The organism is Streptomyces sp. NPDC005374 (genome assembly GCF_042872225.1).
Classification (GTDB): domain Bacteria; phylum Actinomycetota; class Actinomycetes; order Streptomycetales; family Streptomycetaceae; genus Streptomyces.
Genome location: NZ_JBIAKA010000025.1, coordinates 50,202 through 68,684, shown reverse-complemented (window position 1 = coordinate 68,684; position 18,483 = coordinate 50,202). Strand labels below are relative to the sequence as shown.

At 70.4% G+C, this 18,483-nt stretch carries 13 protein-coding genes; 9 read left to right on the top strand and 4 right to left on the bottom strand.

Going from position 1 to position 18,483, the window contains the following annotated elements; genetic code table 11:
• Positions 1 to 404 precede the first annotated feature (404 nt).
• Both ACFYRX_RS42600 and ACFYRX_RS42595 read left to right on the top strand, forming a co-directional pair.
• On the top strand, positions 405 to 3,758 hold the full coding sequence (locus tag ACFYRX_RS42600; protein WP_389112336.1) for a trypsin-like peptidase domain-containing protein: 3,354 nt from the start codon (positions 405 to 407) through the stop codon (positions 3,756 to 3,758).
• Between the two features lie 125 nt (positions 3,759 to 3,883).
• Entirely contained in the window at positions 3,884 to 4,837 is a 954-nt protein-coding gene (locus ACFYRX_RS42595) for a bifunctional riboflavin kinase/FAD synthetase (RefSeq protein ID WP_389112262.1), read from the top strand.
• A 72-nt stretch (positions 4,838 to 4,909) separates the two neighbouring features.
• Here ACFYRX_RS42595 and ACFYRX_RS42590 read toward each other — a convergent pair whose 3' ends face one another.
• The 4 genes from ACFYRX_RS42590 to eccE all read right to left on the bottom strand — a co-directional run bounded on the left by ACFYRX_RS42590 (position 4,910) and on the right by eccE (position 10,702).
• The gene (locus tag ACFYRX_RS42590) at positions 4,910 to 7,768 is read right to left on the bottom strand and encodes an SCO5717 family growth-regulating ATPase (protein WP_389112260.1); all 2,859 of its coding nucleotides are present in this window, start codon (positions 7,766 to 7,768) and stop codon (positions 4,910 to 4,912) included.
• A gap of 311 nt (positions 7,769 to 8,079) precedes the next feature.
• Positions 8,080 to 8,397 (bottom strand): DUF397 domain-containing protein, encoded by a 318-nt coding sequence (locus ACFYRX_RS42585; protein ID WP_389112258.1) that lies wholly within the window; start codon positions 8,395 to 8,397, stop codon positions 8,080 to 8,082.
• Positions 8,398 to 8,534: 137 nt separating this feature from the next.
• Positions 8,535 to 9,362 carry a hypothetical protein gene (locus tag ACFYRX_RS42580; protein ID WP_389112256.1) on the bottom strand — a complete coding sequence of 276 codons (828 nt, stop codon included), beginning with the start codon at positions 9,360 to 9,362 and terminating at the stop codon, positions 8,535 to 8,537.
• Positions 9,362 to 10,702: a type VII secretion protein EccE gene (eccE, locus tag ACFYRX_RS42575; protein WP_389112254.1), complete on the bottom strand. Its 1,341-nt coding sequence runs from the start codon at positions 10,700 to 10,702 to the stop codon at positions 9,362 to 9,364. Before eccE ends, ACFYRX_RS42580 begins: the two co-directional genes overlap by 1 nt.
• 195 nt (positions 10,703 to 10,897) lie before the next feature.
• On the opposite strand from eccE, the gene eccB reads away from it, so the two are divergent.
• From eccB to ACFYRX_RS42540, 7 genes are all read left to right on the top strand, one after another.
• Positions 10,898 to 12,475: a type VII secretion protein EccB gene (eccB, locus tag ACFYRX_RS42570; protein WP_389112252.1), complete on the top strand. Its 1,578-nt coding sequence runs from the start codon at positions 10,898 to 10,900 to the stop codon at positions 12,473 to 12,475.
• 335 nt (positions 12,476 to 12,810) lie between these two features.
• The gene (locus tag ACFYRX_RS42565) at positions 12,811 to 13,131 is read left to right on the top strand and encodes a WXG100 family type VII secretion target (protein WP_031049986.1); all 321 of its coding nucleotides are present in this window, start codon (positions 12,811 to 12,813) and stop codon (positions 13,129 to 13,131) included.
• Between the two features lie 67 nt (positions 13,132 to 13,198).
• Entirely contained in the window at positions 13,199 to 13,492 is a 294-nt protein-coding gene (locus tag ACFYRX_RS42560) for a WXG100 family type VII secretion target (protein ID WP_389112250.1), read from the top strand.
• 170 nt (positions 13,493 to 13,662) lie between these two features.
• Complete coding sequence (gene mycP, locus ACFYRX_RS42555; RefSeq protein WP_389112248.1) at positions 13,663 to 14,961, top strand: type VII secretion-associated serine protease mycosin; 1,299 nt, start codon at positions 13,663 to 13,665, stop codon at positions 14,959 to 14,961.
• Between the two features lie 5 nt (positions 14,962 to 14,966).
• Positions 14,967 to 15,281, top strand: a complete 315-nt coding sequence (locus ACFYRX_RS42550) for a hypothetical protein (RefSeq protein WP_389112246.1) — start codon at positions 14,967 to 14,969, stop codon at positions 15,279 to 15,281.
• A gap of 38 nt (positions 15,282 to 15,319) precedes the next feature.
• Positions 15,320 to 16,738 (top strand): WXG100 family type VII secretion target, encoded by a 1,419-nt coding sequence (locus ACFYRX_RS42545; RefSeq protein WP_389112244.1) that lies wholly within the window; start codon positions 15,320 to 15,322, stop codon positions 16,736 to 16,738.
• A 75-nt stretch (positions 16,739 to 16,813) separates the two neighbouring features.
• On the top strand, positions 16,814 to 18,154 hold the full coding sequence (locus ACFYRX_RS42540; protein ID WP_389112243.1) for a S8 family serine peptidase: 1,341 nt from the start codon (positions 16,814 to 16,816) through the stop codon (positions 18,152 to 18,154).
• Positions 18,155 to 18,483: the final 329 nt, after the last annotated feature.

Here is an 18,483-nt window from a genome sequence, read left to right as displayed (position 1 = left end):
GCGTACGGCGGGGAGGTTCGACCATGGCGGCACGAGGCCCGCGGGGTGACTCCGTCGGTGAAGCGGTGCCTCCGGCCTCCGGCGCCACGGACCGCGCGGAGAGGCCTCTGACGCAGTCCTGGGGCCCGGTGACGCGCGAGACCGGTCGGCGGGGTGACCGCCCGGCTCGCGAGGCGGAGCAGGACGCCCCGCGGGTCCGGTGGGGGAACCGCGAGGCCGGCCCGGACGCGCGGTCCGAGTGGGCCGACGACCTCGAGAGCGACGCCACCGGCCGAGCCGGCCGGAGCGGGTGCGAGAGGTCCCGGTCGGCACGGCACGGCGACCAGCCCCGGCACGCGCGTGGCCGGAGCAGCGGGCTTCAGGAACAGGTCTCCGGGCCCGGTCGGGACGAAGACCTCGTACGCATCCATGACCTGGCCGGGCGGGCCCGCGGCACCGGGTTCGTGGCCGATCACCATGGCACCGTCGTCACCAGTCACGAGGCCGTCGACGGGCTGCCCCGGCTGGTGCTGCGCGCCTTCGGTGACCGCACCTGTGTGGTGAGCGCCGACGCGGTGACCCCGCTGCCCGAGCTGGACCTGGCACTCGTACGGACCGAGGGGCTCGGGGTGGACCCGCTCCCGGTCTCCGTGCGCGACACCGCGGAGACCGGCGCCTACGTCCGCCTCCCCGCCGGCTGCTGGCGCGAGGCGCGGATCCTCGGCGCGACCTCCGTGACCTACACGGCCACCGACCGCTTCCACCTCCTCGATGACGTCCTGGAGCTGGCGATCGGCACCGCGGGCCGCGACGCCCTGCGGCTCGGTGGCGGGGCCGCCGGGGGGCCGGTGCTCGACGCCGGGACCGGCGCGGTCGTCGCCGTACTCGGCACCGCACTGCAGAGCGGCCACCGCGACAGCGGTCACGCGGTGCCGCTCCGCTCCGCCCGGCCCGGCCCCCTCGCCGACCTGCTCGCCGAGAACGCGGCGACGGTCCCGGCGTACGGCGCCGACCTCAACCTGGCCGGAGTGCTGGAGCTGACGGCCACCTCGGTGGGCCAGGACGGTCCGCCGGGCACACTGGCGGGCTACGTGGGGCGGGCAGGCGCGACGGAACCGGTCGAACGGGCCGCCACGGCAAGGGAGTTCACCGCCTTCACCGAGGGCACGGCGACCGTCCTCGGGCTCGTCGGGCCGCCCGGCAGCGGCCGTACGACGGAACTCGCGGCCCTCGCCGCCCGCCGCCACCGCGGCCCGGCCCCGGCCCCCACCCTCTGGCTGCGCGGCGCCGACCTGGCGGACACCGACGCCTCGGTGGCCGACGCGGCCCGCCGCGCGCTCACCAGGGCCGCCCGCATCGTGGCGACCTCCGCGGACACCGTTGCCGCCGACCTCGGCGACCTCACGCCCGAACGTCTGGCCCGGCTGTCCCGGGCCGCCGGCCGCCCTCTGCTCCTCCTCCTCGACGGCCCCGAGGAGATGCCCCCGGTCCTGGCCCACCGCCTCGCCGAATGGAGCGAGGGCACGGCGACATGGCTGCGGGAGACAGGAGCACGCCTGGTGGTGGCGTGCCGGGAGGAGTACTGGGAGGCGGCGGGGACGGCCTTCCCCAAGGACCTGCTGCACGGCACCCCGGACCGGTGCTTCCCACCCTGTGCACGCCTCGCCGACCTCACCGACGACGAGGCCCGCCGGGCCAGGGCCCGGCATGGCGTCCCCGACGGCATCCTGGCCGCCCCCGACGACCGGCACCCCCTCGCCCTCCGCCTTCTCTCCGAGGTCCGTGCGGCCCTCCCGCACGCTCCGCACGCCCCCGTGGACCGCGACGAGGTCTTCTCGGCGTACCTCGACCTGATGTGCCTGCGCATCGCGGTACGGCTGGCCACACCGAGCGGTCTGCGCGGCACCGCCGTCCGCCGCCTTGCCGCGAGGGTCTCGGGGCAGGTCCACGAGGCCGCCCGCCGCAGCCTCGGCCCCGGCCAGGGCGAACTGGACCGGGAGTCGTTCGAGGCGGTGTTCCCCTGGGGCCCGTCCCCCGGACGACCCGGCGGCAGCGGCTGGGCCACCGCCGTCCTCACCGAGGGCCTCCTCGTCCCCGCCGGCACCGGCTACCGCTTCGCCCACGAGGAGTTCGCCGACTGGATCCAGGGCACGCACCTGGACCTGGACGAGGCCCTGCGTGTCCTGGTCCACCGCCGCCGCACCGGCCCGGAACACCCGCTGCCCGTTCCGCACCACCGCATCGGCCCCGTGGTCCAGGCCCTGCTCCTCGTCGCCCGCCAGCAGGGCGCACCCCGACTGACGTACCGACTGCGGGAGTTGGTCCAGACCCTCGACGCCGACCCGGACTCCTGGTGGGCGTCCCGTCTCCTCGCCGAGACCCTGCTGCGGGTGCCCGACGCGACGCCGTACACCGATGTCCTGCGGCAGCTCACCGACCGTCTCGTGGCCCGGCGCCGCCAAGGAGAACCGGTACCGCCCGCGTTCGGACCCGCCTTCTGGACCGCCCTCCCGCTCCCGCCGGGCGAACGCTTCGACCTGCTCCGCCGGCTCGTCCTCGCCGACGGGCCCCCGCACGAGCCCGGCCCCCGGTTCCTGGACGCCGTGGCGGAACTGCTCGCCGCCGACCCCACCGCCGTACAGCCGCATCTCGCCCACTGGTTCGACGACGAGCGGCCGCTGCCCGCGACCCCGCACGCCACCGTGGCGAAGGCCGCGCAGGCGCTGCTGCACACGCACCGGACCCGGGCCCTGGACGACCTCACCGAGGTGCTCGTCGGCTGTGCGCACCGGCGGGCCGACGAACTGCTCGACGTGCTGGCCGAGGAGGAGCCGTCGGCGGTGTGCCGGGCCGTGGACCGGTGGGCGCACGACGAGCGGCCGGCCAGGAGAGTGGCGGCGGTGGCGTACGGACTGCGCGCCGCCCCGCACGTACGCACCGAGGCCGACCGTGACCTCCTGCGCTATGCCGCCCTCGCCCTGCTCGCCCGCCCCGACGACAGCGCCCTGCACAGTGGCGCGCTCGCCCTGCTGGTCCGCGATCCACGCACGCGTGCCCGTCATCTCCCGCAGGCGCTCGGGCACTTCGCGGCCGGCGACCCGCAGTTCCCGCCGAGCGCGCTGGTCCCCGCGCTCGTCACCGACCCCGACCCGGTCCTGGACGCGTTCCGGGAGCGGCTGCGCCGGCCGGGTGCCGGGGAGGCGCTGCGCACGCTCGCCGACGTCACCACGCCCGCGCTGGCCCGTCGGGTGTCCGTGCTGGTGCGGGAGACGGTCCAGCGGCGGCCGGAGACCGCCGGGGACGTGGCCGCGTACGTGGACCGGCGCCTCGACCAGGGCCCCGCCGCCCGGGCCGTTCTCCTGCCCCTGGTGACCGGTCTCCTCGACGGCGGCCCGGAAGGGGTGCGGGCCGCGCTGGCGGCCGTGCTCGCGGGACCCGGCGCCCCCGTCTCCCTGCCGCTGCGCCAGGAACTCCTCGAATCCCTGCTCGACCACGAGAAGGAGCCCGCGGTCCTGGTCGCCCTGCTGCCCGCGGCCGCCGCCCGCGTGGACGCCGGCATCCGAGATCTCGTCCTCCGCATCGGCCTCCTGCTCGTCCGCACCCCGGACGGCGCGAGCCGCTTCGACCGCGGTCTCGTCGACCTGGGTCGGCACGTCCCCGGGTTCGCCGCGCTGGTGGCCGGCTGGCTCACCGAGAGTCCCGAGGAGTGGGCGGCGGTGGTCGGGCCCGGCACCCGGCGGATGATCGAGAACCTGGCGGGAGCACGGGTGCCCGTCTGAGATTGCGTGCGTCGGGTCACAGCCCCCATGCCGATGCGAGCCACGGGCACGCGGCATGGCACCCTTAGACCTGCGTAAGTCTTGAGAGCCAATACCGGACACGGGTTCGACGAGGAGCGGTCACAGTGCAGCGCTGGCGTGGCTTGGAGGACATCCCCGAGGGCTGGGGGCGCAGCGTCGTCACCATCGGGTCCTACGACGGGGTCCACCGCGGGCACCAGCTGATCATCCGGCATGCCGTGGACCGCGCCCGAGAGCTGGGCGTTCCCTCCGTCGTCGTCACTTTCGACCCGCACCCCAGCGAGGTCGTCCGCCCCGGCAGCCACCCCCCGTTGCTGGCCCCGCACCACCGTCGCGCCGAGCTGATGGCCGACCTGGGCGTGGACGCGATCCTGATCCTGCCCTTCACCACGGAGTTCTCCAAGCTCTCGCCGGCCGACTTCGTCGTCAAGGTCCTGGTCGACAAGCTGCATGCCAGGGCGGTCGTCGAGGGCCCCAACTTCCGCTTCGGCCACAAGGCCGCGGGCAACGTCGACTTCCTCGTCGAGCAGGGCAAGACGTACGACTTCGAGGTCGAGGTCGTCGACCTGTACGTGTCCGGCACGGCGGGCGGCGGCGAGCCCTTCTCCTCCACACTGACCCGGCGCCTGGTCGCCGAGGGTGACGTGGAGGGCGCCGGGGAGATCCTGGGCCGCCCGCACCGGGTGGAGGGCGTGGTCGTGCGCGGCGCCCAGCGGGGACGGGAGTTGGGCTTCCCCACGGCCAACGTCGAGACCCTGCCCCACACCGCCATCCCGGCCGACGGTGTCTACGCCGGCTGGCTGCACACGCAGGGCGAGGCGATGCCGGCGGCGATCTCCGTCGGCACCAACCCGCAGTTCGACGGCACCGAGCGCACCGTGGAGGCGTACGCGATCGACCGGATCGGGCTCGATCTGTACGGGCTGCACGTGGCGGTGGACTTCCTCGCCTATGTGCGCGGACAGCAGAAGTTCGAGTCGCTGGACGCCCTGTTGAAGGCGATGGCCGTCGATGTGCAGCGCTGCCGTGAGCTGATCGGCGACGCCGCCCGGGATTGAGGCGCGCGGACATGAAAGGGGGCCGGCACCGTGAAGGTGCCGGCCCCCTTTCATGTCCGCTGCCGTTTCCGGCTAGTGCTGCGGCGGCTGTCCCGCGTTCGGGTCGTACGGCTGCTGGGGGAACCCGGGATGGGGCTGACCGGGCTGACCCTGCTGAGGGCTCTGCCAGGGCTGGCCGGGCTGGGCGCCCGGGAAGCCCTGGAACGGGGGCTGTCCCTGCGGGGCCTGCTGCGGCTGGCCCGGCATCGGGGGGGCCATGGTCGGCGGCTGGATGCCGCCCTGCCCCGTCCACAGCCCCTGCTCCTGCTGGGCCCGCACGAAGTCCTCGGCGACCATGGTGGCCAGCTCGAAGTACGCCTCCCGGACCTTGGGCCGCATCATGTCGAGATCGACCTCGGCACCGGCCGCCAGGTGCTCGTCGAACGGTACGACGATCACGCCCCGGCAGCGCTGCTCGAAGTGCGTGACGATGTCCTCGACCTTGATCGTCTTGCCGGTCTCGCGCACACCCGAGATCACGGTGATGGACCGCGACACCAGCGACGCGTAACCGTGCGCCGACAGCCAGTCGAGCGTCGTGCTGGCGCTGCTCGCCCCGTCCACCGACGGCGTCGAGATGATGATCAGCTGGTCGGCGAGGTCGAGCACCCCGCGCATGGCGCTGTAGAGCAGACCCGTGCCCGAGTCGGTGAGGATGATCGGGTACTGACGGCCCAGCACGTCGATCGCGCGCCGGTAGTCCTCGTCGTTGAACGTCGTGGACACGGCCGGGTCGACGTCGTTGGCGATGATCTCCAGGCCGGAGGGCGCCTGCGAGGTGAACCGCCGGATGTCCATGTACGAGTTGAGGTACGGGATCGCCTGGACCAGGTCACGGATGGTGGCGCCGGTCTCGCGCCGCACCCGGCGGCCGAGCGTGCCGGCGTCCGGGTTCGCGTCGATGGCGAGGATCTTGTCCTGCCGCTCGGTGGCGAGGGTCGAGCCGAGGGCGGTGGTCGTGGTCGTCTTGCCCACGCCGCCCTTGAGGCTGATCACCGCGATCCGGTAGCAGGACAGCACGGGAGTGCGGATGAGGTCGAGCTTGCGCTGCCTCTCCTGCTCCTCCTTCTTGCCGCCGAGCTTGAACTTCGACCCGCCCGGAACGGGACGGCTGCTCTTGGCCTTCTGCTTCTTGCTGTTGACCAGCCGGTCCGAGGTCAGCTCGACGGCGGCGTTGTAGCCGAGCGGAGCACCCGCGCCGGCGACCTGCTGCCGCTGGTCGTGCTGAACGGCCGCCGGCCAGGCACCCCCGGTGCGGGGGTCCACACCGGGCTGGCCGGGAGCACCCGGGTACGGGCCGGGGTGGGGCGCCTGGGGCTGCTGGCCCGGGAACTGCTGCTGTCCCGGCTGCGGTTGCGGCTGGACCGGGGGCGGCGGCACGGGCTGACCGGGATGGGCGGGCTGACCGGGCTGTGCGGGGGGCTGCTGCTGCGGGTAGCCGTAACCGCTCTGGCCGGGCTGGGGGGCCGGGGGCTGCGGGAAGCCGTAGCCGCTCTGCGGGTTCGGGGGCGCGGGCGGCTGGGGGTAGCCGTAGCCGCCCTGGCCGGGCTGGGGGGCGGGGGGCTGCGGGAAGCCGTACCCGCTCTGGGGGTTCGGGGGCGCGGGGGGCTGCGGATAGCCGTAACCGCTCTGCGCCGCCGGGTTCTCGGGCTGCGGCGGGGTGGCCGGCCAGCCCGAGGGCGCGGGCTGCGGTGCCTGCGGCTGGGCGGGGGGCAGCGGGGCACCGGGCTGTGCGGCGGGCGGCTGCGGCTGTCCGCCGGTCGTCCACTCCGGGGCCGACGGCGGAGCCGTGCCGGGGGCAGCCGAGGCGAACTGGGGCGGGAGCGGCGGGACGGCACCCTGTGGAGCCGGCGGGGGCCGCCAGCCGTCCTGCTGGGCCTCGGGCTGCTCCGGTACGGCGGTCTGCGCGGGCGGGGCGGCCTGCGGTTGCTGGGTGACGGGCTCGTCGCCGGGGGCGGAGGACTCGGGCGCGGGCGCGGGTTCGGGTGCTTCCGCGGCTTCGGGTACGGCGGCCTCGGCGGTGGGGGCCTGGGGGGCGCCCTCGTCCTGGCCGGCGGCTCCGGGCTCGTCGTCGGCGGCGGATGCGGCCGGTGCCTCGCTCGGGGCCGGGGCGGCCGGTGCTGCGGCGGCGGCCTGCGGTTCCGGCTCGGGCGCCGGGGACACCTGCGGTCCTTCGGCGGGGGCGGGCGGCTCGGGTGCGGTGGGCGCGGCGGGTGCGTCCGCGGTCGGGGCGGCCGGGGGCTGGGGGGCGCTGGTCGTCGCGGCGGGTGCGGACGGGGCGTCGATACGGCCTTCCGCGCCGCCGTCCGATGCGGGCGGGACGGGGGCTGCCGGAGGTGCGGGAGCCACCGGGGCCACGGGCGGCGCCGGAGCCACCGGGGCCGGAGGGGTGGGCGGTTGCGGGTAGCCGTAGCCGCTCTGGGGGTTCGGGGGCGTCGGCGGCTGCGGATAGCCGTAGCCGGTCTGCGGGTTCGGGGGAGGGGGGGCCTGCGGGTAGCCGTAGCCACTGTGGGGGTTCGGGGGCGCGGGCGGCTGGGGAGCCGTGCCGGGGTTGCCCGCCCACGGCGGCGGAGGCGGCGGCGTCATGCCGGGCGCACCCGTGGCCGGGTCGAACTGCGGGCCGGGAACGGGCGCCGGGCCCGGTGCACCGGCCGGCGATGGTGCAGAACCGGACGGATCGGGGTAACCGGGGTGGGGTGCAGGCGCGGTGGGGGCAGGGGTGGGCGCGGGAGGCGTCGGTTCGGCCTCGGGCGCCGCGCTCTGCGTGTACCAGGCAGGTGCGGCGTAGTCGATGGTGAACTCGCCCGTCAGCTCGCCGGCGGACTCCGCGTCGGACTGGTCGTCGCTGGGCGTGGTCCAGCCCGCGCGCAGCCCGTCCCGATCGCTCTGCACAATTCCTCCTGGTGTGGTCGAGCACCCTCGTGCCGTGTGGGCACTCATGTGCCGGGCCGGGGGCGACCGTCCTGTTGTCCGATCCGTCTGAAGTCCTCTGGACGAGAACAACCCACCCGTGGGTTCTTACGTCGCACCCGCATCAAGCGTAAACGCCACCGGGCCCGGTGGGGCAGGCCCGTCCACTGTGCGCTCGCACGCACTGGACCACTGTCCGCCCCGATGTCGCCCTTGTGGCGGTTGGTCTGTCTCCGAAGCCCGGTGCGGCCGGCTCCGGCCCGGCCGGAGCCGGGCCGCCGTGCTCGCCGCATCTACTCCGCGGTGAGCCCGCCGTTGTGCGGTGCGGGCTCCAGGTCGAACTCGCCGTCGCGGGCGCCCAGTACGAAGGCCCGCCACTCCGCCTCCGTGTACCGCAGGACGGTGTCCGGGTCCAGGGAGGACCGCATGGCCACGGCGCCCTCGGGGAGGTACGCGATCTCGACGCGCTCCTCGTGCTCCTCGGTGCCGGGGGCGCTCTGCCACTCGACGCCGGAGATGTCCAGGCCGTACAGCTCGTCCCGTTCCCGCTCTTTTCGCGCCTTCACGTCCGGGTCCGGTGTCTTTGCGGCGATGTCGTCCGCGTCGGTCATGGTCGGCGGGCCCTTTCTCATGAGCGAACCTCGTGCAGGAGCACCCTACTTGGCCTGGTCCCCTTCACACGGCGCAACGGTATGGTCACGAACTCGCATGAGGGGCCCAGGCCTTGGCCATGGCACGAGCCCGCCCGTCAGTCCATCCGGCGAGGCGCCCCGAGGAGACCGGTCTCCGCGTCGGTCGGCTGGGTCATCACGTACTGCCGGCTCTTCTGCGTGCACCACAGTGCGACGTTGTCGGAGAGGGACGACAGGGACGCGGCGTCGCCCTGGGGCAACCGCATGGACTTGCCGACCACTTCGGACTCCTGCGGGGAGATCCGCTGGATCCCGACGACGTCCGCGTTGGCCAGCAGCCGGGGTGCGGTGGGGCCGAGGTAGGGGAGCAGGGTCAGCACCGACTGCCAGGGCGCCGTGGTGAGACGGCTGCGCGGCGGACGGATGCCCAGGTCGCGGATGATCAGCACCGGGCTGGCCGGGGACGGTCCCTGCGGGGCGATCCGCCCCACCTGGTGCACCGTCACGGCCTGCTGGCCGCCGCCGGCCGCCTGCGCCATCGGCGCCCACAGCTGCGGACGTGCCGTCTCGACGGCCACGCGCGCGCCGATCGCCGCCGCCCGCAGGGCGATGACCTGGGCCAGCCAGGTACCGCCGACCAGCACCATGTCCAGGCGGGTGGGGCGGCACAGCCCCAGCACCGCGGGCTGGTTGTCGGGGTCTATGCCGAGGATCAGACCGTCGTCACCGACCGGCAGGCTCAGCTGCGCCAGTACATCGGCGTCGACGAGGTGGCGGTCACGCCGGGGGCCGAGCAGACCGAAGGCCTCCCGCAGGCGCCGCTCGGGGCCGATCCGGGCGGGCTCCGGGGAACGGGGCAGATGCCCGGCACGCTGTCCGGGGAAGCCCGGGGTGGCGGATCCGAAGCCGGAACGGCCGGAGGGACGAACGGTGGGAGCGGACATCAGCGGGTACCTCCCAGCGGCAGGGTGGCCAGAACTCCGGGCAGCTGCTCACGGTCGAGCCGTACGAGACCGACCTTGAACGCGGCCGCCGCCCGCTCCAAGTGCTCGGCCGCCTCGCCCAGTTCGTTCTCACCGCGGCCGGTCAGACGCACATGGCCGGACAGCGCCAGGACCTTGCCGCGCCGCCTGCTGATGGTGAGCGAGAAGGTGCTCGCGAGCGTCGGCGCGGAGGTCAGCGCGCCGACCAGCCGGGGGAAGACCGGGCCGGCGCCGCCGAACTGCGGCCACCGGGAGATCCAGTACGTGGTGTGCAGCCGGTCGTCGCAGCGCCAGGTACGGGTGCTCTCGGCCGTACGGCGGCCCGAGCGGCTCCCGTCGAGGGCGGCACCGCCGGTGGTGGCCATCGGGTTGACACAGCTGGAGGTGGCGATGGCGCCGCAGATGTCCGCCTCGCTCAGCACCTTGGCCTGCATGCCGGCCCCCATGAGGCGGCTGGCCAGCTGGTCGGCGACGCGCAGCAGCGACCGACGGGCACCCTGCATACCGCCGCCGCGGGCCTGCACGGCCTCGGGGCACAGCTCCGGGTCGAACTTGAGCGCGACCCACGTGATGCGCAGCCCGGGCGTCATGCTCTGCGCCTGGAGCGGCCCGTAGGAGCGCACCGCCATGGCCTGCGGGGGCAGATGCGGGGCGGGGGCGGGCTGGGTGTGCTGGACGACCTGGACCGAGGCGAGCCGGATGTCGTCCACCTCCAGCAGGCCCTGGAGAAGATCGAGGGGGATGTCCCCGGTGCCGTAGGAAGGACGCAGCGGGGTGTCGGCGGCCTGCACCTGCACCAGAGCGGTGAGGAAGGTGCCGTCGCCGAGCATGCCGATCTCGCGCTGCTCGCGGTCCTGGAAGCTGTAGGTGCGCAGCGCCGGGTCGCACTCGACGGCCGGGGCGAAGCCGGGGTCGGTGCCGGGGGGCACCGGTTCGGCGTTGCGCTTGCGGCGGTCCCTCAGGGCACGGGCGGTGTTGAACCAGTCGGGCAGCGGACGGCCGCGGCGGCGCAGCAGTCCGGCCAGGACCAGCGGTACGGCCAGCACGATGCCGACGGTGAGACCGATGGGGCGCAGCAGCCAGCCGATCAGCAGGACCGCGGCGGCCAGTTCGAAGCCGACGAGCTGCTGGACCCGGATGGGCCCGATGCTGCCGGGGCGCCGGGCGAGCGACGGCGAGGCCGGACTCGGGGGCCTCGGGGTCGAGGACGGCTGTGCCGGTTCCGGCACCCGCCCCGGCCCCTGGTTCTCCTGGGTACGACGGCTGCCGTTACGGCGCCGGGACCTGGTCGCAGTGCTCATCCCCCGGTACAACCCCTTTGCATTGTCTGGCCGCGACTCGAGCTGGCGGCGGATCACCGTACCCCGTACCGTACGGTGCGATCGTCACACGGCATAGTAGAGGCCCCTGCAGGAGCAAACGCCACGGAGTACCGGGCGGCCCTGGGGAGTTCCGCATTCGGCAGCAAAGCGAAAAAACGGGGAGTTGACCCATCGATGGCGACACGTAGGGATGAGCTGAACGCTTACTCCTTCGCGCGCAGGCGCACGGTGGCGGCGTTTCTTCAGCCGTCTCCGCACGGTTCGGAAGAGGCCGCTCCGCGCCCCCTCAAGACCGTTCTGCCGAGTCTCGGTGTGGCGGTGCTGGTGCTCATCGGGTTCGGCGCCTGGGGCATGCTCAGCCCGGCCGCGCCGAAGGGCTGGGACCAACAGGGCAAGAACATCCTGGTCGGCAGTGAGTCGACGACGCGCTATGTGCTGGTGAAGACCAAGGGCGAGGACAAGCTCAGCCTGCACCCGGTCCTCAACCTGGCGTCCGCCAAGCTGCTGTTGAACGGCGAGAGCCCGCAGGTCATGAAGATCAAGGAGTCGGTGCTCGACAACAGCAAGTACCCGATGGGCGCCACCGTCGGTATCCCCTTCGCCCCCGACCGGCTTCCCTCCGCGGACGACGCGAAGACGGCGAAGACCTGGGCGCTGTGCCAGGCCCCGGGGGCTGACGGGCAGCCCGTCAGCGCGACGTACGTGCTGGACAAGAGCGACAACACCAAGCTGTTCGAGAAGAGCAACGGGCAGCTGAAGCCGAACCAGGTGCTGTACATCGAGGGCCCCACGGACCCGGAGGTCGGGCACGGCCAGCGGTACATCGTCACTCCGGACGGGAGCGCCTACCTGATCGGCGGCAAGCTGTGGCGGCTCACGGGCGACAACACGATGCAGGACATCGAGCGCGCGGTGCTGGGCAGCGGGGTGGCGCCGCAGAAGGTCGGAACGAACTTCATCAATACGCTCAACGTCGTCGGTGACCTCGAATTCCCCACACCGCAGGATCTGGGGGCGCAGCCGGGATCGGAGGCGCACATCGAGGGCCTTCTTCCCAAGTACTCGAAGGTCGGCCTCGTCCTGGACGCTCCTTCCGGCAGCACGCGGCACAAGTTCATCGTGCTGAAGGACAAGGTCGTGGCCCTGTCCGACTTCACGGCGCAGATGTGGCTGCGGAACCCCTTCATCGGTGCCGTGTACGGGACCGAGGACGCGGCGCCGGTGAAGGTCAACTTCAACGACATCCAGCCGGAGCCGGGGGAGTGGCTGGGAGGGAAGAACTGGCCCGACGAGATGGTGACCCAGGCCAACACCGTCTATGAGAAGGGCGGCAGGAAGACCTCGTGCAGCGTCTGGCACGGCGGTGACAAGAACGAGAAGACCGGCTTGCCGCTCATGTCGGTCTGGACCGCCGCGGACTTTCCGAAGGACGTCTCCCAGAGCGGGTCCCGGACCTACGTCTCGCCCGGCAGCGGCCTGCTCTTCAAGCGGATCACGGGCACCAACGCCGGCGGCGGCAGCACCTTCCTGGTGACGGACACCGGCCTGCGCTACTCGATCCCCGCCCGTAACGACAGCGAGGTGACGGGCGGCGAGAAGGCCGACGCCCAGACCCAGCAGACCAACACCTCCCAGGTCCGGCTCGGTTACGGCAAGATCCGCGCGGCGTCGGTTCCGGCGACGTGGGCGGACCTGCTGGCGGCGGGGCCGGAGCTCAGCAGCGGCAACGCGGAGCAGGCGCAGGGGTCGTAGGCCTGCGGGAGCTTCGCGCGCTCGAAGTGCCCGAAGTCCCCGAAGTCTTTGAAGTCCTCGAAGTCTTTGAAGTCCTGGACCCGGGCCGTCCCCTCCTGGGGCGGTCCGGGCGGGCCGCTGTGCCCGCCCATGTCACTCACACTTCACGAACGCACTTGTGAAAAAGGTGAGTTGACTTCATCGCGATCTTGATACAAGCCCCAACTGATGTTCGCTCTGTCAGCGGATGCGACTAGAGTGGAACCAGACCGGACTGGGTACGCCTGCCACCATTCGGTGACGGCGTTCCGGGTGAGGGTCTACTCAGAACTCCTACGTCTCATGGGGGACACGACATGGCTGGACAGCAGTTCACCATGACCGAGGAGGAGATGGTCGCGTTCAGCGGCAAGATCTCCTCGGTCAACTCCTCGATCCAGGGCGAAATCTCCCGGCTGCAGACCGTGATCGACACGATCACGGGCGGCTGGAAGGGCTCGGCGGCCACCGCGTACAACAACCTGCAGTCGCAGGTGAACCAGGATGCGAACAAGATCAACCAGATCTTGAACGACATCAAGGAAGCGATCGACCAGAGCACCAAGTCCTACGCCGCTTCGGAAGAGGAGCAGCGTGCGTCCATCCAGAACATCGCGGCTTCGTCCCCCTTCGGATGATCGGACCTGTGCGCCGCGGCGCACGGCCGTGACCGACCATCCACACATCTGAGGAGACACAGAAGAGATGTCCGGGCAGATTCTTGTAAATTTCGCCACGATCTCCCAGGCCGCGCAGGACGTGCGCAGCACCGCGGGCAAGGTCCGCACGCAGCTGGACGAGCTCGAGGCCGGCGTGAAGCGGATCTCCGCCAGCTGGGAAGGCTCGGCGCAGGAGTCCTACCGCGCCAAGCAGGCCGAGTGGGACCAGCGCGCCGCCTCCATGCAGCAGACGCTGGAAGCCATCGCCAAGGCCCTCGACAGCGCCGCCCAGAACTACCAGGCTACCGAGTCGAAGAACGCCCAGATCTGGGGCGGCTGACGTGATCGCTTGATGGGGGCGGGTGCGCGACAGCGCGCTCGCCCCCATCGGTGATTCACGGGGCGTGTGGACGTTTGTGCTCATAGCCGGTTAATCGGCTGATAGCTGTTCATGGCTATTCATAGCTGTTTCACGCGCCCGTACGGAAACAAAACGGGAGGACGTAAGAAGTGGGATCCGGGGCATCGCGCGCCGCGCATCGGAGCGCCGCAGGCACCGCCGCCCTGGCGGTCCTCGCCTGTGGGCTGCCCATCGCCGGCGCCGCACCGGCAGCCGCCGCGGACCGGGTGCGGACCGTCTTGGCCGACGACGACGTGCGCTTCCAGGTCGACGACACCAGCTGCTCGTTCCCGTCCGACATCATCAAGGGAACGCCCTGGTCGCTGCAGCGCATCGTCCTCGACCAGCTGTGGCAGGACACCAAGGGCAAGGGCATCAAGGTCGCCGTCATCGACACCGGTGTCGACACCGTCAACGCCCAGCTCAAGGGCAACGCAGTCGCCAACGGCACGGACTTCCTGCACAAGGGCGGCAACGGCAAGAACGACTCCCAGGTGGGCCACGGCACCAAGGTGGCGGGGATCATCGCCGCCCGAAAGCTCGACGGCACGGGCTTCATCGGCCTCGCCCCGGAATCGACGATCATCCCGATCCGCCAGAACGACGACAAGGGCAGCGGTAACGTCGACACGATGATGAAGGCCATCAGGTACGCGGCCGACGCCGGTGCCAAGGTCATCAACATCTCGCAGGACACCGCGTCGAAGATGGACCCCGCGGTCGACGAGGCCTTCCGGTCGGCCATCGCGTACGCCCAGTCGAAGGACGCGCTGATCGTGGCCGCGGCCGGCAACGACGGTGCGGACGGCAAGATCAAGGAGACCTACCCGGCGGCGTACCCGGGCGTGCTGGCGGTCGCGGCTTCCGACCGCAACAACGCCCGCGCCCCCTTCTCCCAGTCGGGCCCGTTCGTGGGCGTCGCGGCACCGGGCATCGACATGGTCTCGACCGTCCCGACGGGCGGCAACTGCGTCGACCAGGGCACGAGTTTCGCGGCCCCGTACGTCTCGGGCGTCGCGGCCCTGATCCGGGCCAAGCATCCCGGATGGGGCTACAAGCAGGTCATCACCCAGATCGAGCAGACGGCGGACCGGACCAAGCCGGGCCGCGACGACTTCGTGGGCTGGGGCGTCATCGATCCGGCGGCTGCGGTCAACGACGACACGACGGAACCCTCCGCCGCCGGCCCGAAGCCGGACTCGGCCGGCCCCGCCGGCGGCTCCGCCGACGTCCAGGCCGCGACGCTGGTCCTCGGCGAGACCGAACAGCAACGAACGGAACGCTACGCGCTGTACGTCCTGGCAGCCGGCTTCGCCCTCGTGCTTCTGCTGTTCGGGGGCGGCCGGGTACTCAGTGACTGGCGGCGCAAGCAGGGTGTGGGTAACAACGTGGAGTCAACGGGGAGCTGAGCAGTATGGCTGAGCAGTACAAGGTCGATCTGAGTGAGATCGAGGGGACGATCACCAAGCTGAACGCTGTTCTCAAGGACATGTCGTCCTCCAAGGCGAGCGTTCAGAACAAGACGTATCTGCCGCAGGGGGCGCTCGGGACAGGCTTCGGGGAGGCAGAGACGTTGTACACGGCTCATGCCCAGATGAAGGAAGTTCTTGAGGGCGTTGTCCAATACCTGGAAGACCTGCTGGACGATTTCGGGCAGAAGACGAAGAAGACGCACGATGCGTTCAGTGACGCTGAAGCGGACAACTATGCCGCATTCCAGGGTAAGTGACAGGTGTTCTGCTACATGGAGATGAGGGGACTGTAGCCATGGCTGGCAAGGGCATCGGGGATTTGGAATACATTCCGGCCGACCAGTGCTTCGCAGCAAAGCCCACCACAAAATTCGGGCTGGAGTGCGACATGGACCAGATGAAGGCCATGGTTCAGAGCGCAGATGCCGGAACCGTGAAGTCGGTGGCGCAAGGGTGGGCCGACCTCAGCAACGAACTGATCGGAAGCGGCGGTATCAAGGAGGGCCTTGAAACCGCTGTTCAGCACGTGCTGGCACACTGGGAGGGCCAGAGCGCGGACCTGTTCAAGGCGCGGGCGCAGGAGATCGGCAAGACGCTCAGCGACAGTGCGGGCTACGCCGACCATGTGGCGGTGTCCCTGCGGGGCGCGGCTGCGGTCCTTTCGAGCGTCAAGGACGCGGTCTTGGCGATGGAAAAGCCGGGGAAGCTATCCAGGGCGGCGGACTTCGTCGGAGATTTTGGTGACAGGGACGGGGGCCCGGCTGCTGACGACGCCCTCAAGAATGGGGCCAGCTCGGGGGATGTCCTCGCCAATAAGGAAGGCAGTCTGTCTGCAGGACGCGAGGCTCAGCTCAAGATGGCTGAGCAGATGGAGATACTGGGGGCGGCCTATAACAGTCGGGCCCTAGAGATGGGCAAGTGGAAGGGTGGGATTCGGGATTCCGAGGACTACCCTGGCGATCCTAGTGGCGCGGTTCCTCCCGCTCCCGTGATCTTGCCTACAGGGACCGCGACGCGAAGCCCGCAAAAGGTAACGGCTGCCACTGCTCGCAGTGGCAGCCAGACCAGCACGATCAGTTCGTCCAAGGCAGTGACTCCGCCATCGGGAATCACAGGCGGTGCACACAAGCCGTCTGTCTCGCAGCCGCAGGTCGGCACGGCAATTGACGGTATCGGCGGTGGTCGTACAGGTGCGCCGGTAGTCGGTGGTGGCGGGAGCGCGGTGGGTGGTGGCTCCGTCGGCGGCGGTACGGTCGGCGCCGGGGGCTTCATCGGTGGCGCGGCTGGTGGTGCGGCGCCTGGGGCTGGTGCCGCTCGCGGCGGCATGGTTGGTCGTGCCGGAGCCGCCAGTGCCGGTGCGGGTGGCACGGCAGGTCGTGCCGGTGCCGGCGGCGTAGGTGGCGCAGGCACCGCCAAGGGCGCGGCTGGACGTGTCGGAGGCACGGCTCGCGGTGGCGTAGTCGGCGGCACGCCCAAGTCCGGTGCCGGCGCAGGCAGGGGGACTGCCGGCGGCTCGGGCTTGCACAGCAGCCGCGGCGCCGCAGGCAAGGGAGCCAGCGCTGTCCGCAAGGGTGGCATCGCAGGCGCCCCTGGCTCGCGCACTGGCCGCCGTAAGGAAGACGAGCAGCACGAGGGCGAGCGTCCCGACTACCTTGTCGAGGACGAGGAGACGTGGACTCCGCAGACCAACGCGGCCCCTCGAGTCATCGAGTAGTCGCCTATGTTCAGCGGCAAGTGACAGGATGCGTGGGCGTGGTCGAAAGACTGCGCCCACGCTCAGTAACGGGAGATGGAAGACGGAATGACCTTCAGGCGAACGGCGCGTGCGCTGAGTGCTACAGCATTGACTGGCGCTCTGATCCTGGCAGCGGCTCCCGCTACTTTCGCAGACCAGACCAGACGTGATCAGTGGGCGCTGAAAGCACTGCAAGCCGAATCGGTTTGGAAGGTCTCAACCGGCAGCGGCGTTACTGTTGCTGTAGTCGACAATGGTGTTAATGCCGAGCATATAGACCTGAAGGGTAACGTACTCAAGGGACGAGACTTCGAGGACGGCGACGATGATGCGAGCCCGGTAGGAACAAATTCGGGGTCAGGTCACGGCACATCAATAGCTTCGGATATTGCTGGTCATGGTCACGGTCTAGATGGAGAAGACGGCGTCAAGGGGTTGGCGCCGGACGCTAAAATCCTCCCTATTCGTTCAGGTACCAATGGATACGCGGATGCAATCCGCTACGCCGTGGATCAGGGTGCCGAAATCATCAACATTTCCGAATTCCAGACGCAGGATCTCCCTCAAGACCGAGAAGCTGTGGCATATGCAATTGCGCATAATGTCTTGATCGTCTCAGGTTCGGGAAACGGTGGAAGCGCTAATATTCAGTTTCCCGCGAAGTATCCTGGTGTGCTGGCCGTCGGTGGCGTGGACAGTAGTGGGGAAATTTGGGAAAAATCCAACTACGGACCCGAGGTTCTTCTGGTTGCGCCAGCCGCTCGCATTGTAAATGCAGGGTGGCCCGGCAACACTAAGCTCAGCATCGGAGACGGGACATCGGACGCCACTGCCTTTGTGTCTGCCGCCGCAGCGTTGATCCGTGCGAAGTTCCCGGACCTTACAGCAGGCCAGGTCGCTAACCGCCTGGTGAAGACCGCAGTCGTCCCCGCATCCGTCAAAGGTATTTCCCTCCCCGATGAGAAGTACGGTTACGGCATCATCAACCCGCTGGCGGCGCTGACGAAGGACATCCCTGCAGGCTCTAAGTACGGACCGCTCAAAGTTTCAGGCTCTGAGGGCTCTTCCTCCGCTGCTCCCAGTACCAGCAAGTCTGACGCCGACAACGCCGCAGAAGGTAAAAAGGAAGACCAGGGGTCGAAGGCTCTCCTCGTCGCCCTTGGGGTGGTCGCTGTCGTGGTGATCGGCCTCATTGTGCTCCTGACCGTGAAGCTGTCTCGGCGCAACAAGAACAAGAATGGTGGGCCCGGTGCTCCGGCCGCGTATCCGCAGCACGGTCAGCAGCCCTTCCCTCCGCAGCAGAATCCGTATCAGCAGCCTGTCTCGCCGCAGCAGCAGAACCCATACCAGCAGCAGCCCACCCCGCCCCCTGGGCAGTGGCCACCGCAGCAGTAGATAAATTTCTCGCTGCTCATCTGGGATATGTGTGCGTGGGTGCAAGTGACGACTAGGTCGTTGTTTGCACCCATGTTGCTTTCTGGGTAATTGCGTGATGATTGGAGGCGAGGTCGGCTGATTGGGCGGGTGTCTTCTGCCTGCGAGGATCGGAAGGGGAAAAATCAAATCGGCGTCTGTGATTAAGTCCCCCGCGTGTAGCTGCATCCATTCCACTCTCAGTAGAACAGCGCCTCGGGGACATCCTTGCTCTGCCCCTGGGGCGTCTTCTTGGAATGGTCGAACCTCAGGGCATGGTCGCACAACTGCTCCACACTTCGTCATTCAGT

Excerpts from the sequence above, each read along its gene's own strand:
- ACFYRX_RS42545 (WP_389112244.1), top strand. The coding sequence starts at position 15,320 with ATGGCTGGCAAGGGCATCGGGGATTTGGAATACATTCCGGCCGACCAG.
- ACFYRX_RS42580 (WP_389112256.1), bottom strand. The coding sequence starts at position 9,362 with ATGTCCGCTCCCACCGTTCGTCCCTCCGGCCGTTCCGGCTTCGGATCC.
- ACFYRX_RS42540 (WP_389112243.1), top strand. The coding sequence starts at position 16,814 with ATGGAAGACGGAATGACCTTCAGGCGAACGGCGCGTGCGCTGAGTGCT.
- ACFYRX_RS42585 (WP_389112258.1), bottom strand. The coding sequence starts at position 8,397 with ATGACCGACGCGGACGACATCGCCGCAAAGACACCGGACCCGGACGTG.
- ACFYRX_RS42550 (WP_389112246.1), top strand. The coding sequence starts at position 14,967 with ATGGCTGAGCAGTACAAGGTCGATCTGAGTGAGATCGAGGGGACGATC.
- eccE (WP_389112254.1), bottom strand. The coding sequence starts at position 10,702 with ATGAGCACTGCGACCAGGTCCCGGCGCCGTAACGGCAGCCGTCGTACC.
- eccB (WP_389112252.1), top strand. The coding sequence starts at position 10,898 with ATGGCGACACGTAGGGATGAGCTGAACGCTTACTCCTTCGCGCGCAGG.
- ACFYRX_RS42560 (WP_389112250.1), top strand. The coding sequence starts at position 13,199 with ATGTCCGGGCAGATTCTTGTAAATTTCGCCACGATCTCCCAGGCCGCG.
- ACFYRX_RS42565 (WP_031049986.1), top strand. The coding sequence starts at position 12,811 with ATGGCTGGACAGCAGTTCACCATGACCGAGGAGGAGATGGTCGCGTTC.